Annotated in this window: 10 protein-coding genes and 1 tRNA gene; 7 read left to right on the top strand and 4 right to left on the bottom strand. The window is 69.0% G+C overall.

Annotated elements, in window-relative coordinates:
* Positions 1–3 precede the first annotated feature (3 nt).
* The 4 genes from ACFW9Z_RS16845 to ACFW9Z_RS16830 form a co-directional block, all read right to left on the bottom strand.
* On the bottom strand, positions 4–675 hold the full coding sequence (locus tag ACFW9Z_RS16845; RefSeq protein ID WP_384640751.1) for a DUF4391 domain-containing protein: 672 nt from the start codon (positions 673–675) through the stop codon (positions 4–6).
* Positions 668–3,943 carry a helicase-related protein gene (locus ACFW9Z_RS16840; RefSeq protein ID WP_384640748.1) on the bottom strand — a complete coding sequence of 1,092 codons (3,276 nt, stop codon included), beginning with the start codon at positions 3,941–3,943 and terminating at the stop codon, positions 668–670. Before ACFW9Z_RS16840 ends, ACFW9Z_RS16845 begins: the two co-directional genes overlap by 8 nt.
* Positions 3,934–4,131 carry an excisionase family DNA-binding protein gene (locus ACFW9Z_RS16835; RefSeq protein WP_384641122.1) on the bottom strand — a complete coding sequence of 66 codons (198 nt, stop codon included), beginning with the start codon at positions 4,129–4,131 and terminating at the stop codon, positions 3,934–3,936. The genes ACFW9Z_RS16840 and ACFW9Z_RS16835 overlap by 10 nt, the downstream gene beginning before the upstream one ends.
* 1,131 nt (positions 4,132–5,262) lie before the next feature.
* Positions 5,263–5,334 (bottom strand) — tRNA-Arg (locus ACFW9Z_RS16830).
* 154 nt (positions 5,335–5,488) lie between these two features.
* Here ACFW9Z_RS16830 and ACFW9Z_RS16825 point away from each other — a divergent pair.
* From ACFW9Z_RS16825 to rho, 7 genes are all read left to right on the top strand, one after another.
* Positions 5,489–5,923, top strand: a complete 435-nt coding sequence (locus tag ACFW9Z_RS16825; RefSeq protein WP_384640744.1) for a PleD family two-component system response regulator — start codon at positions 5,489–5,491, stop codon at positions 5,921–5,923.
* Positions 5,924–5,978: 55 nt separating this feature from the next.
* Complete coding sequence (nrtL, locus tag ACFW9Z_RS16820; RefSeq protein ID WP_384640741.1) at positions 5,979–7,244, top strand: ArgS-related anticodon-binding protein NrtL; 1,266 nt, start codon at positions 5,979–5,981, stop codon at positions 7,242–7,244.
* A 32-nt stretch (positions 7,245–7,276) separates the two neighbouring features.
* Positions 7,277–8,668, top strand: a complete 1,392-nt coding sequence (gene lysA, locus ACFW9Z_RS16815) for a diaminopimelate decarboxylase (RefSeq protein ID WP_384640738.1) — start codon at positions 7,277–7,279, stop codon at positions 8,666–8,668.
* A 96-nt stretch (positions 8,669–8,764) separates the two neighbouring features.
* Positions 8,765–10,066 (top strand): homoserine dehydrogenase, encoded by a 1,302-nt coding sequence (locus ACFW9Z_RS16810; RefSeq protein WP_029182243.1) that lies wholly within the window; start codon positions 8,765–8,767, stop codon positions 10,064–10,066.
* A 7-nt stretch (positions 10,067–10,073) separates the two neighbouring features.
* On the top strand, positions 10,074–11,144 hold the full coding sequence (gene thrC / locus ACFW9Z_RS16805) for a threonine synthase (protein ID WP_384640735.1): 1,071 nt from the start codon (positions 10,074–10,076) through the stop codon (positions 11,142–11,144).
* Between the two features lie 553 nt (positions 11,145–11,697).
* Positions 11,698–12,615, top strand: coding sequence for a homoserine kinase (thrB, locus tag ACFW9Z_RS16800; RefSeq protein WP_384640732.1), 918 nt, complete (start codon positions 11,698–11,700; stop codon positions 12,613–12,615).
* Positions 12,616–13,004: 389 nt separating this feature from the next.
* Complete coding sequence (rho, locus tag ACFW9Z_RS16795; RefSeq protein ID WP_384640729.1) at positions 13,005–15,047, top strand: transcription termination factor Rho; 2,043 nt, start codon at positions 13,005–13,007, stop codon at positions 15,045–15,047.
* Positions 15,048–15,297: the final 250 nt, after the last annotated feature.

Here is a 15,297-nt window from a genome sequence, read left to right as displayed (position 1 = left end):
GGGTTACCTCTGCTGTTCCAGTTCGGCTTGCTTGGTCTTCAATGCTCGGTGCAGCTCTACCTTGCGGTTGAACTGTTGTTCCGTGCGGAGCTTGCGCTCCAGCGTGGCTATCTCACGTTCCAGCCTCTGCATGGCTTCCATTCTGGCCGCCACCACCGACACGTCCTCGCCCGGCCGCACCGTCACGGGTGCCAGCGGCTCCAGGAGCGCCGTGTACAGAGCGGGGAGGGTGATTGCGGTGGGGAGGGGGTGCCGTTTCGTTCCGGCAGGCTGCCAGCTGGTCGAGTAGTAGGTACTCACTTTCTGGGCGCCGGTGGAAGCCCGCTTGTGCGCGGCTGCCATTCGTACGCTTCGGTCGCCGCCGCAGGTGATCTCGAAGATGACGGGTGTCCGAACGGCCTTGTCGATCGCGGTCAGCACCGGCTCGGAGACGTCATCGTTCTTGGCCTCGATCTGGAAGATCTGCACTTCGGGGATGGCGGCGTCGCCGGTGAGGTTGATCGTTGCCTCGGCGAGCTTGTAGGCCCAGGTGATGCGCTGGACCTCGGCTACGAACTTCTCCCGCACGGGAGGGGGGACGGTGCCGTGCTCGTAGAACTTCTCTTTGGGTACCCGCCTGTCGAACCTGGCGGCCGACGGCCACTGGTAGAGCACGTCCACGGTGGGATCAGGCATCGGCCACCACCGTCTCGGCGGGGTCAACGACGGCGATGAAGGCGATGAGCTCGAAGTCGTCGAGGCCGGCGATGGCTTGTGTGAGGGCGGTGGTGTGTCCAGCCGTGAACAGGCTGTCGATGTCCCGCTCCTCGGTGATGTCGATCATTGAATGGATCGCGTCGGTGAGCAGTTCGGAGTACTTTCCCATGTCCGCGCCCTCGCGGGTGGCGGAGTTGAAGGAATGGACGACGTCGGTGATGGGTTCGTCGTGGGGGCGGCAGCCTGCGCGGAGGAGATCGAGGAGGTGCTTGGCCTCGGTGTGGTCGGCGATGACGTTGCCGTCGTTGTCCAGGTAGACGAGGTAGTGGGGGTGGAGCCGGTTGCCGCGGTTGATGTCGTTGTTGGTGTTCACGTTGCGCAGAGCGAAGATCGCGCCGGGCTTCAGGCCCTTGGACGGGTCCGCGGGGACGACGGCGTGGAGGCCCTTGGGCGTGGTGGCGAGGTCGCCGTGCTCCTTGATGTAGCCGAGTAGGTCCATTCGGAAGTCGTTCAGGCCGAGGTCGGTGATGGAGATCCCGGTCCGGACGTCTTCGAGCTCGATGACCTCGTCCTGGAGCTTGCGGAGTTGTTCCTTGCGGAACGCGGCATCGTTGCTCTCCAGGGTGAGGACATTGTCGTCGGCAGTGCTCGACAGGTCGGCGATGACCATGCGGTTCTCGACGCGCTCCTTGAGGTTGATGTACTCGTCGAGGGAGATGTCGGGCCAGAAATTTACCAACTGGATCTGTGTGTTGGTGGAGCCGATACGGTCGATGCGGCCGAAGCGCTGGATGATCCGGACCGGGTTCCAGTGGATGTCGTAGTTGACCAGGTAGTCGCAGTCCTGGAGGTTCTGGCCCTCGCTGATGACGTCGGTGCCGATGAGGACGTCCAGCTCGCGAGTCTCGCCTGGCATGGTGAGGTCACGCTGCTTCGAGTGCGGCGAGAACAGCGACATCACCTGCTGGAAGTCGAGTCCCGTGCCGAGCGTCGTCTTCGAGGCGGTCCCTCCGCCCGTGATGAGTGCGGTATCCAGGCCGGCCTTGGCGAGAGCGGGGGCGAGTTCGCGGTAGAGATAGCTGGCAGTGTCGGCGAACGCGGAGAAAACCAGTACTTTGCGATTACCCGGATTGATGGGGTAGGTGGCCTTCTCCGCGATGAGGCGCTTGAGGGCCTGGAGCTTGAGGTCGTGCTCGGGGGTGACCTTGCGCATCTCGTGGAGCAATCCGCTTAGGATGTCGCGGTCGATGTGCAAGTCCCTCTGCCATGACTCGGTGTCGATGTCGGCGAGGTCGATTTTGATCTTCTCTCCGAAGGAGAGAGCCTCGATATTCGCCTCCTCCTCAGAGTCCATGTCCTGGGCGAGGCCTGTCAGGTCGGCAACCCATTCTGTGAGGGAGCCGTTGTGGGAGTCAATGGTGCCCAGCGTCCGTCCGACACCGACCTCCATCTTCTCGACGGTCAGCCGGAACGCGTCGACTGAACTCTCCAGGCGCTTTAGGAGGTTCACCGTCATGAGCTTCTTGAGGCCCTGCTCCCGGCCGCGTTGGCCGAGGTTGGACCGGGCGTTGCCGGTCGTGACGTTGTAGAGATCTTCGTACTTGGCGAGCCGGCTGGGGAACACGTACGCCAGCGGTGTGTAGACGGCGAGGGTGAGCGCCTGGAGCTGCTCGAAGATGTCGTTGAAGCCCGTCACGTCGGGAAGGTCGGTCAGCGGCTCCTGGATGGACTTCGGTGTCATCCGCTTGGGGAACACACCTATCTCGGTGGTGTCGTAAAACGCTTGGATGTGCTTCCGGGAGCGGGCGATCGTCACGGAGTCGAGGAGTTCGAAGAAGTCGAAGTCAAGCATATGGAGGATGCGGTCTGCAGTGCGCTCCTCTGGAGTCAGCTTCGACCACTCGTTGAACACGCGCTGGGCATCGCTGAAGACCTTCTCGACCGTGGTGGAGAGGTTCAGGTGCTGAGCGAGGTTCTCCGATTCCCCCTCGTAGGCGAGCTGGAGCTGATTTTTGAGGTCGTTGAATCGGTTGTTCACCGGGGTTGCCGACAGCATCAGAACCTTCGTCTTCACTCCCTCGCGAAGGACCCGCCGCATGAGTCGCTGGTAGCGCGACTCCCTTTCCTCGGCATAGTCGGCGTTTCGGAAGTTGTGCGACTCGTCGATGACGACCAGGTCGTAGTTGCCCCAGTTGATCCGGTCCAGCCTGAGGCCGAGGGACTCGCCGCGGGTGCGGGACAGGTCGGTGTGGGCGAGGACGTCGTAGTTGAACCGGTCGAACGCGAAGATGTTTGTCGTGAGGTTCGCGTTGTAGTTGGTCCAGTTTTCCGCGAGCTTCTTCGGGCACAGCACCAGTACCGACTTGTTGCGCAGCTCGTAGTACTTGATCACGGCGAGCGCGGTGAAGGTCTTCCCGAGGCCCACACTGTCGGCGAGGATGCAGCCGTTGTAGGTTTCCAGCTTGTTGATGATTCCCGTCGCCGCGTCGTGCTGGAAGTTGTAGAGGCTGTTCCAGATTTTCGTGTCCTGGTAGCCCGTGCGGTCGTTCGGGAGGACGTCCTCGTTGATCTCTTCGAGGAACTCGGCGAACAGGTTGTAGAGGATCAGGAAGTAGATGCGTGCCGGCGAGTTCTCCGCGTACACGCTGGCGATGTGGTCGTGGACCGTGTCGGTGACGTCGTCAAGCTGCTCGGGGTTGTGCCAGATCTGGTCGAACAGGTCGAGGAAGTTGCGGGCCTCCTGAGCACCCTCGAACTTCGTCACCATGTTCGACACGGCGGGTCCCCGCTCGTAGCCGAGGTCGGCGGTCGTGAACCCCTGGATCGGGAAGTAGGCCGCGCTGTCGTCGACCGCGGCGAGGGGCTGCATCGGGTTGCCGGTGGCATTCGACCGGAACGTGACCTTGCGGCGGACCCAGTCGGCGCACTCCTTCGCGATTGCCCGCTGGGTGAGCTTGTTGCGTAGCCGGATCTCGAACTCCGAACCGTACAGGCTCGACTCCGCCTGCCCGGCGGGGATGAAGAACTCCCGGCGCTCCTTGCGGAGCTTGTCCGTAACCTGCTCCGTCACGAACGAGGGTGAGGTGAAGATGAACTCAAGCTCACTGACGTGCTCCAGCTCTTTACGCAGGGCCTCGAACGCGAAGATCGAGAAAGTCGACGCGGCAATGCGCACCTTGGAGCCGCGTCTGATCTCGGATCTGAGGTCGTCTCCGAGCAGGGAAGTAACGTTATTGATCATTTCCATGGTTGGCCCTCCGCCGTCCCTTGGCCAGGGTGGGCGGCACCGACGCTGCCCACCCACACGTTGACCTTGCTGGCCTGGAACTTCAATAGGCGGCCGACCTTGTGGGCAGGCATGCTCTTCGCCGCGATCCAGGCATAGATGGTGTCCTTGGTGATGCTGAGGTACGCCGCGCTGTCGTCAGCGGACAGCCATTCCTCGGGTACGCCGGTCTTCCCTCCATTGTGCGTGCCTCTTGTGGGGTCAAGTTATTTATGGTAAGGGGCTGGGTTCTGTTTCTCTGGGCGGGGTTGGATGGTAGGGGGTGGGTTGACTTGTAGATCATGCTGAACGGCTATCCGGCGACCGTACGGGATGGCTCTGACAAGGAGGGATTTCCGGCAGGTCGGGGGCATGTGAGGTCTCGCAGATCTCCGTTCGGGCCACGAGGGCTTCGAGGTGTGCCGTGAAACTGTCGAGGACGGCTTCGCCCTTGGCGGGGGGATAGGGGGCGGTGCCGTGGAGGAGGTGTCCGCGGGGGCCGCTGTCGTGGTCGGCGCCGTCGTGAACGAGGTCGGCGGTGTGGCTCGCTACTGGCTCGTGCGTCACTGGAGCTGTGAGTTCCCGGCGACCGCCCGCCGACCAATACCGTGGGCTTGACGACACGTTCGAGATCGAGCGTCCATGGTTGTCGTGGAGTACGTCATCATCGGCGGCGATGATGCTCACGCCTTGGCTCAACGCCAAGGGGCCTTGATCCGCGAGATGTTGGAATGGCTGCACGCCATGGCAGCACCTCGGCGAACACCTGCTGGAGCTCTCGTGGGACGGCTCCATCGAGCACACCACCCCTGCGGCTGGAACGTAGGGAAACCGCCGTGCGGCTACCTCACCGAAAGAGTCCCGCACCCGGTTCCAGCCCGCCGAGCTGAAGACCGTATGAAACACCGGCTTACCCCGACCCCTCCCAGGCCCCGGCAGTCCCCCACATCTTCCAGCTCCGAGGCCTCGACAAGCTCGGCCCTGACCGGGGAGCCTTTCTCCGTAGGGCCCTCGAAGCCGTCCTGCGAGCTGATGAAGCCCGCCGCCGACCCGACCAGCGACGCTGCCCTGTCTCGACGTGGATCTCGCGCTGGTGCCGGAAGAGGTGCAGCGACGCCTCTGCACCGCATTCAGCCTCGGAGCCCGCTACAGCCGTCCCCGCGAAGAGCTCGTGCTACGGGTGATGATCCCGGCGCTCATGGCACAAAAAAATCGGGTGTCCGTACCGAAGTACGGACACCCGATCTTGACACTTGTAAGGAGCGAACGGGAGAAAATCCAGCCCCGTTCCATCCTCTAAGTGCCCCCGGCAGGATTCGAACCTGCGCACCCGGCTCCGGAGGCCGATGCTCTATCCCCTGAGCTACGGGGGCGTATCGCGGTGTTGCTCTGCGACGGGTGAAACACTACCAGCTCCGACGGGGTGTCCGTGAACGGGTATTTCCGTCGCGTCAGCCCCGTCCCCCGTCCGGGGCGGAAGTGGGGAAACGCCGGACGCGGTCGCCGGGGCCGACCTACTCTCGAAGGGTGTCAGGGGTGTACGGCCGCGTGCTTGTTGTCGACGACAACAAGGTCATCCGGCAGTTGATCAGGGTCAACCTTGAGCTGGAGGGCTTCGAGGTCGTGACCGCGGCCGACGGTGTCGAGTGCCTGGACCTGGTCCACCGGGTCCGCCCCGATGTGATCACCCTCGACGTGATGATGCCCCGCCTCGACGGCCTGGAGACCGCGTCCGGACTGCGCTCGGACCCCCGCACCCGTCATGTGCCCATCGCCGTGATCAGTGCCTGTACGCCCTACGAGGTGGACGCGGGGGTGGCGGCCGGGGTCGACGCGTTCCTCGCGAAGCCGTTCGAGCCGAGCGAGCTGGTGCGGATGGTGCGTCGGCTGGCCGGCGGCGGGGAGCGGCCCACGGCCGACGGATGGAGCGGCGTGGGGCGGGCGGGGACCGCCACCGGCTGACCGGATGGCGAAACCGGGTCGCGGAGTGCCCCTCTTCCTCCCCTACGCTTGTCCCGTGACCCCCGCCGATCTCTCCCGGACCGTGCTGCATGCCGTGCGCCGCGCGGTCGACGAGAACGCCCTGCGCGCGCCTGTGCCCGCGCGCGTGCGGGTGGAGAGGACCCGGCCCGGAGGCAGCGGCGACTACGCCTGCGCGGTCGCGCTCCAGCTCGCCGGCCCCGCCGGGCTGCCCGCCCTGGAGGTCGCCCGGATCCTGCGCGAACGGGTCGCCGCCGAGCCCGGGATCGGGCCGGTCGAGATCACCGGGCCCGGGTTCCTGAGCTTCACGCTGGACGCACCCGCCGACCGTGATCGGGCTGTTCTCGACGCCGTACGGGAACGGGGGGTCGCGTACGGACACGGGGACGCGCTCCGGGGCGAGACCTTCCGGTTGCACCATGCGCGGGAGGTGCGCGCAGCCGTCACCGCCGATGCCGTGCGTCGGCTCCTGACCGCCCAGGGCGCCCGGGTCCGGGTCGGCTGCGAGGGGGAGGGCGGCCCGGACCCGGAGTGGGCCCGCCTCGGCGTCACGACCGTCGACGCGCACGGAACGCCTCCGGCCGCGCTCACCTTGGCCCCGCTCGACCCGGCCCCGTACGACGCCCCCACCCCGCCCGCCCTCATCCGCCCCGTACCCGCTGGTGCCACCGCCGCCGAGCTGGTGGAGCGGCTCGGTGCGGATGCCGCTCGCTGGGGGCTGCTGCGGCCCGCCGGGCATGACCGGGCCCCGCTCGGGGGGGAGCTGCTCGTCCAGGGTGAGGCCAACCCGCTCTTCCGCGTCCGGTACGCCCACGCCAGGGCCCGCGCGCTCACCCGGGGCGCCGCCGCCCTCGGGTTCACGTCCGCTCCTGACGCAGCTCCGCACGAAAGCCCTGACACGGCTCCGTACGAAGGTGACGCGGCTCCGTACGAAAGCACCGCCGGGCCCGGCTCCGCCCCGTACGGGCAGACGGGCCCCACCCCGTCCCCGTACGCGCAGACGGGCCCCACCCCCTCCCCGTACGCCGAAACCGCCGCCCGTCCCCTTCTCGATCTTCTCGCCGACCACCCCGGCGTCCTCCTCGCCGCAGCCCGTCACCGCGCGCCCGACCGGGTCGCCCGGCAGCTGGAAGCCGTCGCGCACGCCTTCTTCGACTTCCACGACCACTGCCCGCCGCTGCCCTCCGGCGACGAGAAACCCTCGGCCGCCCACCGCTCCCGGCTGGCCCTCGCCGAGGCCGCCGGGACGGTGCTGGCAGGCGGCCTGTCCCTGCTCGGTATCAGCGCGCCCGCGCATCTCTGACGCATCCGAAGAAGAATCCGAGAGACCTCACCATGAGCCGCTCCGCACACCCCGCCGGTCCCCGTCACGCCGACGTCCTGACCGAGGGGCACTACTCCGCCCCCGCCGCCGACCTCAACGTCCTGGACGAGAAGGTCTGGGCCCGTACCGTCACCCGTGACGCGGACGGGGCCCTCACCGTCGGCGGGATCGCCGTCGCCCGGCTCGCCGAGGAGTTCGGCACCCCCGCCTACTTCCTCGACGAGAGCGACTTCCGCGCCCGCTGCCGGGCCTGGGCCGACGCCTTCGGGCCGGACGCCGATGTCTTCTACGCCGGGAAGGCCTTCCTCTCCCGCGCCGTCGTGCGCTGGCTCCACGAGGAGGGGCTCAATCTCGATGTCTGCTCCGGGGGCGAGCTGACCACCGCCCTCGACGCCGGTATGCCCGCCGAGCGCATCGCCTTCCACGGCAACAACAAGACCGTCGCCGAGATCGAGCGGGCCATCCAGGCCGGGGTCGGGCGGATCGTGCTCGACTCCTTCCAGGAGATCGTCCGCGTCGCCCACATCGCCCAGCGCCACGGCATCCGCCAGCGCGTCCAGATCCGGGTCACCGTCGGCGTCGAGGCGCACACCCACGAGTTCATCGCCACCGCCCACGAGGACCAGAAGTTCGGCATCGCGCTCGCCGACGGGCAGGCCGCCGAAGCCGTGCGCCGCGCGCTCTCGCTCGACGGGCTCGAACTCATCGGCATCCACTCGCACATCGGCTCGCAGATCTTCGACATGGCCGGGTTCGAGGTCTCCGCCCGGCGTGTGGTGCAGCTGCTCGCCGAGGTGCGTGACGAGCACGGCATCGAGCTGCCCGAGATCGACCTCGGCGGCGGCCTCGGCATCGCGTACACCTCCGAGGACGACCCCCGCGAGCCGCACGACATCGCCAAGGCGCTCAGCGACATCGTCACCCGTGAGTGCGAGGCCGCGAAGCTCCGTACGCCCCGGATCTCCGTCGAGCCCGGGCGCGCCATCGTCGGACCCACCGCGTTCACCCTGTACGAGGTCGGCACGATCAAGCCCCTCGAAGGGCTGCGCACGTATGTCAGCGTCGACGGCGGAATGTCGGACAATATCCGTACCGCGCTGTACGACGCCGAGTACAGCGTGGCGCTCGTCTCGCGCACCTCGGATGCCGAGCCGATGCTCGTCCGGGTCGTCGGCAAGCACTGCGAGAGCGGGGACATCGTGGTCAAGGACGCGTTCCTCCCCGCCGACCTGGCACCCGGGGACCTGATCGCGGTCCCCGCCACCGGCGCGTACTGCCGCTCGATGGCGAGCAACTACAACCACGCCCTGCGCCCCCCGGTCGTCGCCGTCCGGGACGGAGAGGCACGCGTCATCGTCCGGCGCGAGACGGAGGAAGATCTCCTGCGTCTCGATGTCGGCTGATGAAATAGTCATCTCAGGATCCGGACGGGGGTCAGAAACGCCCGTCCGGTGAGTGAGACTGGTCCACACATGAGCATGTATAGGAAACGAGGTCGGATGATGCGTACGCGTCCGCTGAAGGTGGCGCTGCTGGGCTGTGGAGTGGTCGGCTCAGAGGTGGCGCGCATCATGACGACGCACGCCGACGACCTCGCGGCGCGCATCGGTGCGCCCGTCGAGCTCGCCGGCGTCGCCGTCCGCCGCCCCTCGAAGGTGCGTGAGGGCATCGACCCCGCACTGATCACCACCGACGCGACCGCGCTCGTGCAGCGCGGCGACATCGACGTCGTCGTCGAGGTCATCGGGGGCATCGAGCCGGCCCGCACCCTCATCACCACCGCCTTCGAGAACGGCGCGAGCGTCGTCTCCGCCAACAAGGCGCTGCTCGCCGAGGACGGCGCGGCCCTGCACGCCGCCGCCGAGAAGTACGGCCGCGATCTGTACTACGAGGCCGCCGTCGCGGGGGCCATCCCGCTGGTGCGGCCGCTGCGCGAGTCGCTCGCGGGCGACAAGGTCAACCGGGTGCTCGGCATCGTCAACGGCACGACCAACTTCATCCTCGACAAGATGGACACCAGCGGCGCCGGGTACTCGGAGGCGCTCGACGAGGCCACCGCCCTCGGGTACGCCGAGGCCGACCCGACCGCCGACGTCGAGGGCTTCGACGCCGCCGCGAAGGCCGCCATCCTCGCCGGGATCGCCTTCCACACCCGGGTGAAGATCGGCGATGTGCACCGCGAGGGCATCACCGAGGTCACCGCCGCCGACATCGCCTCCGCCCGCCGGATGGGCTGCACCGTCAAGCTGCTGGCCATCTGCGAGCGGGCCGCCGACGGGGCCTCCGTCACCGCCCGCGTGCACCCCGCGATGATCCCGCTCAGCCACCCGCTGGCCTCCGTCCGCGAGGCGTACAACGCGGTGTTCGTCGAGGCCGAGGCCGCCGGGCAGCTGATGTTCTACGGGCCCGGCGCCGGCGGCTCCCCGACCGCCTCGGCGGTCCTCGGGGACCTGGTCGCGGTCTGCCGCAACAAACTGGGCGAGGCCACCGGACCCGGTGAGTCCGCCTACACGCGCCTGCCGGTCAGCCCCATGGGCGAGGTCGTCACGCGCTACCACATCAGCCTCGACGTGGCCGACAAGCCGGGTGTACTCGCCCAGGTCGCGACGGTCTTCGCCGAGCAGGGCGTATCCATCGATACGGTGCGCCAGCAAGGACGTCCAGATGGAGGCGGCGAGGCATCGCTCGTCGTCGTCACCCACCGCGCGCCCGACGCCGCCCTCTCCGGGACCGTCGAAGCGCTGCGCAAGCTCGACACCGTGCGCGGTGTCGCCAGCATCATGCGTGTTGAAGGGGAGTAAAGGACCCATGACCAGCAAGGGCACCCACCAGTGGCGCGGCATCATCGAGGAGTACCGGGACCGGCTTCCGGTCACGGCGACGACGCCGGTCGTCACGCTTCGTGAGGGCGGTACGCCGCTCGTTCCGGCGCAGGTCCTCTCCGAGCGCACGGGCTGCGAGGTGCACCTCAAGGTCGAGGGCGCCAACCCCACCGGTTCGTTCAAGGACCGCGGCATGACCATGGCCATCACCCGGGCCAAGGAGGAGGGCGCGAAGGCCGTCATCTGTGCCTCCACCGGCAACACCTCGGCCTCCGCCGCCGCGTACGCGGTACGGGCCGGAATGGTCTGCGCCGTCCTCGTACCGCAGGGCAAGATCGCCCTCGGCAAGATGGGCCAGGCGCTCGTGCACGGCGCCAAGATCCTCCAGGTCGACGGCAACTTCGACGACTGCCTCACCCTGGCCCGCTCGCTCTCGGACAACTACCCGGTGGCGCTGGTCAATTCGGTCAACCCGGTCCGTATCGAGGGCCAGAAGACCGCCGCGTTCGAGATCGTGGACGCGCTCGGCGACGCCCCCGACATCCACGTCCTGCCGGTCGGCAACGCGGGCAACATCACCGCGTACTGGAAGGGGTACCGCGAGTACGCCGGTGACGGCGTCTCCACGCACACCCCGCGCATGTGGGGCTTCCAGGCCTCCGGCTCCGCGCCCATCGTGCGCGGCGAGGTCGTCAAGGACCCGTCCACCATCGCCACCGCGATCCGCATCGGCAACCCGGCCTCCTGGGACTACGCCCTGGCCGCCCGGGACGAATCGGGCGGATTCATCGACGAGGTGACGGACCGACAGATCCTGTCCGCCTACCGGCTGTTGGCCTCCCAGGAGGGCGTCTTCGTGGAGCCCGCGTCGGCCGCCTCGGTCGCCGGTCTGCTGAAGGCCGCCGAGGAGGGCAAGGTCGACCCCGGCCAGCGCATCGTCTGCACGGTCACCGGCAACGGCCTCAAGGACCCCGACTGGGCCGTCGCGGGCGCCCCGCAGCCGGTCACCGTCCCGGTCGACGCGGCCACGGCGGCACAGAAGCTCGGGCTCGTCTGAGCCCTGTCCGGGCCGGGTCGTCGAGCTCGGCCGGGCCGGGTCGTCGCCCTCGGCCGGGCCGGTCATGACGACCTGGCCCTGTCCGGTCACAGCCGCCTGACCCTGGCCGGTCACGGCGGCCCGGTCCGGCCCGGCCCGGACGGTCGGGGTAGCCCGGCTCGGTCAGTCACGACGGCCCGGTCCGGACGGCCGTGGCGGCTCGGTTCAGCTCAGTCGCGGCAGCCCGGTCCGGCAGGCCCGGTCAACCGTGACAACCCAGCTCAACCGCCCTCTTTTCGGGGCGGAGAGCGCATAGGAGGCGGGCGACACGCATCGTGCGCCTCCTGTGCGCCCTATGTCGCGACAGAACCTTCCTTCGATAAGCTGTACTCCATCCGCCCGACATCCGCCCGACGGGTCCGCCGCGGCGGAAGCGTCGTCGTGACGGCGAGTACGGGCCGGGGCACCGGCCCCACCCCCGCAGACCTCACCGCACCCGCCGCCGCAGAGCCACCGCACCGCAATCCCCGCCGCCTCACCAACCCCCGCCGCCTTACAAGGAGTCGTCCAACCGATGGCCGGTCCCGCGTTCCGAGCCGCCGCCGTCAGGGTGCGCACCCCCGCCACCAGCGCCAACCTGGGCCCGGGGTTCGACGCCCTCGGCCTCTCGCTGGGGCTGTACGACGACGTCGTCGTCCGCGTCGCCGACTCCGGGCTCCACATCGACATCGCCGGTGAGAGCAGCGAGACGCTGCCCCGCGACGAGAGCCACCTGCTCGTGCGCTCCCTGCGCACTGCCTTCGACCTGCTCGGCGGCCAGCCCCGCGGCCTGGAGATCGTCTGCGCCAACCGCATCCCGCACGGCCGCGGCCTCGGCTCCTCCTCCGCCGCCATCTGCGCCGGAATCGTCGCCGCCCGCGCCGTGACGATAGGCGGCGACGCCCGGCTCGACGACGAGGCCCTGCTGGAGCTGGCCACCGAGATCGAGGGGCACCCCGACAACGTGGCGGCCTGTCTGCTCGGCGGGTTCACCCTCGCGTGGATGGACGGCGGAGCGGCCCGCGCGATCCGCATGGACCCCGCACAGTCCGTCGTTCCGGTGGTCTTCGTGCCCGGTCGGCCCGTGCTCACCGAGACGGCGCGCGGACTGCTCCCGCGCACCGTCCCGCACGTCGACGCGGCCCTCAACGCGGGCCGGGCGGCCCTGCTCGTCGAGGCGCTGACCAGGCGCCCCGAGCTGCTGCTCGCCGCCACCGAGGACCGCCTCCACCAGGAGTACCGGGGCCCCGCGATGCCCGAGAGCGTCGAGCTGGTGCACCGGCTGCGCGCCGACGGCGTGCCCGCCGTCATCTCCGGCGCGGGCCCCACGGTGCTCGCCCTGGCGGAGGAGGGCTCCGCCGACAAGGTCGCCCGGCTGGCGGGCGAGGGCTGGGCCGCCAACCGGCTCGCGCTCGACGCCACGGGCACCACAGTGCTGCCACTGGCCGCGTAACCGCATGTGATTACCGGTGGCCGAGAGGGGGAGTGTTTGTTGGAGCCGGTAGTGTTAACCTCAAGTCTGCAACCGACGTCGTTGAGGCGCGTTGCTTCGTGTCCCCCTCCGGGACCGCCATTCTTCCGGGAGCCTCCCCAACTGCCTGAGCAGCCTGCCTGAGCAGTTTCGAGCACGCTCCGGAACCGGCACGACACCCCTCGCTCGTCCAGGAGTGGGCCGAGCAGGGGGATCTCGCGCCGGACCCCGCACGTTCATCTCTCCGCCGTACCCGGCGGACCACCGCCCCGGCAAGGTCCGCGATCCAGCAAGATCAACAGACCGCAGTCGGACAGCACAACCGGTCGCCGAGCCAGAAGGCCGACGTCCGCTCCAGGGAAGGACCCTTCGTGAGCGACACCACCGATCTGATGGGCGTGACTGCCGACAAGAACGTCGACAGCGCCGCGCCCGCCGAAGGTGCTGCCACTGGCACCACCGCACGGCGCCGCCGCTCCGGCACCGGCCTTGAGGGCATGGTCCTGGCCGAGCTGCAGCAGGTCGCGTCCGGCCTCGGCATCAGGGGTACTGCGCGGATGCGCAAGAGCCAGCTGATCGAGGTCATCAAGGAGGCGCAGGCGGGCGGCGGATCCGCCGCCCCCAAGGCCTCCTCCAAGGCTGCCACGGACGATGCCCCCGCCGAGGCGGAGAGCAAGCCCAAGCGGCGAGCCACCTCCAAGGCGCGCACCGGGGACGACGCCGCCGCTGCCGACAAGGCCGCGGCCCAGCAGCAGATCGACATCCCCGGCCAGCCGGCCAGCGACGACCAGCCCACGGGCGAGCGCCGTCGCCGCCGCGCCACCGCGCAGGCGGGCAGCCCCGACACCAAGACCGAGGCGAAGACCGAGGTCAAGGCGGAGCCGCAGGCCGAGCAGAAGACCGAGGACCGCGGCGAGCCCAAGGGCGACGCCAAGGCCGAGGCCGCCGTCGACACCGCCGAGGGCCGCCGTGGCGACCGCCAGGGCCGTGGTGACCGCGAGCGCGGTGACCGGGGCGAGCGCCGCGAGCGCCAGCGCGACCGCCGGGGCAAGGGCGACGACCAGGGCCAGCAGGGCGGCGGCGGGCAGCAGCAGCGCCCGCAGCGCCAGGGCCAGGGGCAGAGCCAGGGCCAGCAGAACCGTGACAACGGTCCGCAGGACGACTTCGACGACGAGGCGGGCGGCCGCCGCGGCCGCCGCGGCCGCTACCGCGACCGCCGTGGCCGCCGTGGCCGCGACGACTTCGCCAGCGATGTGCAGGTGGCCGACGACGACGTCCTGATCCCCGTCGCGGGCATCCTGGACATCCTCGACAACTACGCGTTCATCCGGACCTCCGGCTACCTGCCCGGCCCGAACGACGTGTACGTCTCGCTCGCCCAGGTCCGCAAGAACGGCCTGCGCAAGGGTGACCACGTCACCGGTGCGGTGCGCCAGCCCAAGGACGGCGAGCGGCGCGAGAAGTTCAACGCGCTGGTCCGCCTCGACTCGGTCAACGGCATGGCGCCCGAGTCCGGCCGGGGCCGCCCCGAGTTCCAGAAGCTGACCCCGCTCTACCCGCAGGACCGGCTCCGTCTGGAGACCGACTCCAACATCCTGACGACGCGGATCATCGACCTGGTGGCCCCGATCGGCAAGGGCCAGCGCGGGCTCATCGTGGCCCCGCCGAAGACCGGCAAGACGATGATCCTCCAGGCCATCGCCAACGCCATCACGGTCAACAGCCCCGAGTGCCACCTGATGGTCGTCCTGGTCGACGAGCGTCCGGAAGAGGTCACCGACATGCAGCGGTCGGTGAAGGGCGAGGTCATCTCCTCGACCTTCGACCGTCCCGCCGAGGACCACACCACCGTCGCCGAGCTGGCCATCGAGCGCGCCAAGCGCCTCGTGGAGCTGGGTCACGACGTGGTCGTCCTGCTCGACTCGATCACCCGTCTGGGCCGCGCGTACAACCTCGCGGCGCCCGCCTCCGGCCGCATCCTCTCCGGTGGTGTCGACTCGACCGCGCTGTACCCGCCGAAGCGCTTCTTCGGTGCGGCGCGCAACATCGAGGACGGCGGCTCGCTGACCATCCTGGCCACCGCGCTCGTCGAGACCGGCTCGCGCATGGACGAGGTGATCTTCGAGGAGTTCAAGGGCACCGGCAACATGGAGCTCAAGCTCGACCGGAAGCTCTCGGACAAGCGCATCTTCCCGGCGGTGGACGTCGACGCGTCCTCCACCCGTAAGGAAGAGATCCTGCTCGGCACCGACGAGCTGGCCGTCGTCTGGAAGCTGCGCCGGGTGCTGCACGCGCTCGACCAGCAGCAGGCGATCGAGCTCCTCCTGGACCGGATGAAGAAGACCCAGTCCAACGCGGAGTTCCTGCTCCAGATCCAGAAGACCACGCCGGGCGCCGGAAACGGCAACGACTGACTCCGGCACGGCAGTTGAGCGTGAGGGCCCCGTCACTCCGGTGACGGGGCCCTCACCCGTTCCGGGGACGACAGGACCGCCGGGCCCCCCGTACGCGTACGGGGCCGTCGCCCCACCCCCGTACGCCGCCCGAGACCTTTGCCACATACCGGTCCGTCGCGCGGAGCCCCCGCCTGTACGGCTCCGGGGCGGGAAACCGCAGGTGAACGCAGGATCGCGGGCCGCCCGCCGCCCCGCCCGCGCGCCCTGC

It is taken from the genome of Streptomyces sp. NPDC059452, from assembly GCF_042750035.1.
GTDB lineage: Bacteria > Actinomycetota > Actinomycetes > Streptomycetales > Streptomycetaceae > Streptomyces.
Note: the sequence above shows the minus strand (reverse complement) of the source record. Positions and strands in the feature narration are given on the sequence as shown.

Coding starts and splice junctions, on each gene's coding strand:
- ACFW9Z_RS16840 (WP_384640748.1), bottom strand. CDS start 3,943: ATGGAAATGATCAATAACGTTACTTCCCTGCTCGGAGACGACCTCAGA.
- thrB (WP_384640732.1), top strand. CDS start 11,698: ATGGCCGGTCCCGCGTTCCGAGCCGCCGCCGTCAGGGTGCGCACCCCC.
- thrC (WP_384640735.1), top strand. CDS start 10,074: ATGACCAGCAAGGGCACCCACCAGTGGCGCGGCATCATCGAGGAGTAC.
- lysA (WP_384640738.1), top strand. CDS start 7,277: ATGAGCCGCTCCGCACACCCCGCCGGTCCCCGTCACGCCGACGTCCTG.
- ACFW9Z_RS16845 (WP_384640751.1), bottom strand. CDS start 675: ATGCCTGATCCCACCGTGGACGTGCTCTACCAGTGGCCGTCGGCCGCC.
- ACFW9Z_RS16810 (WP_029182243.1), top strand. CDS start 8,765: ATGATGCGTACGCGTCCGCTGAAGGTGGCGCTGCTGGGCTGTGGAGTG.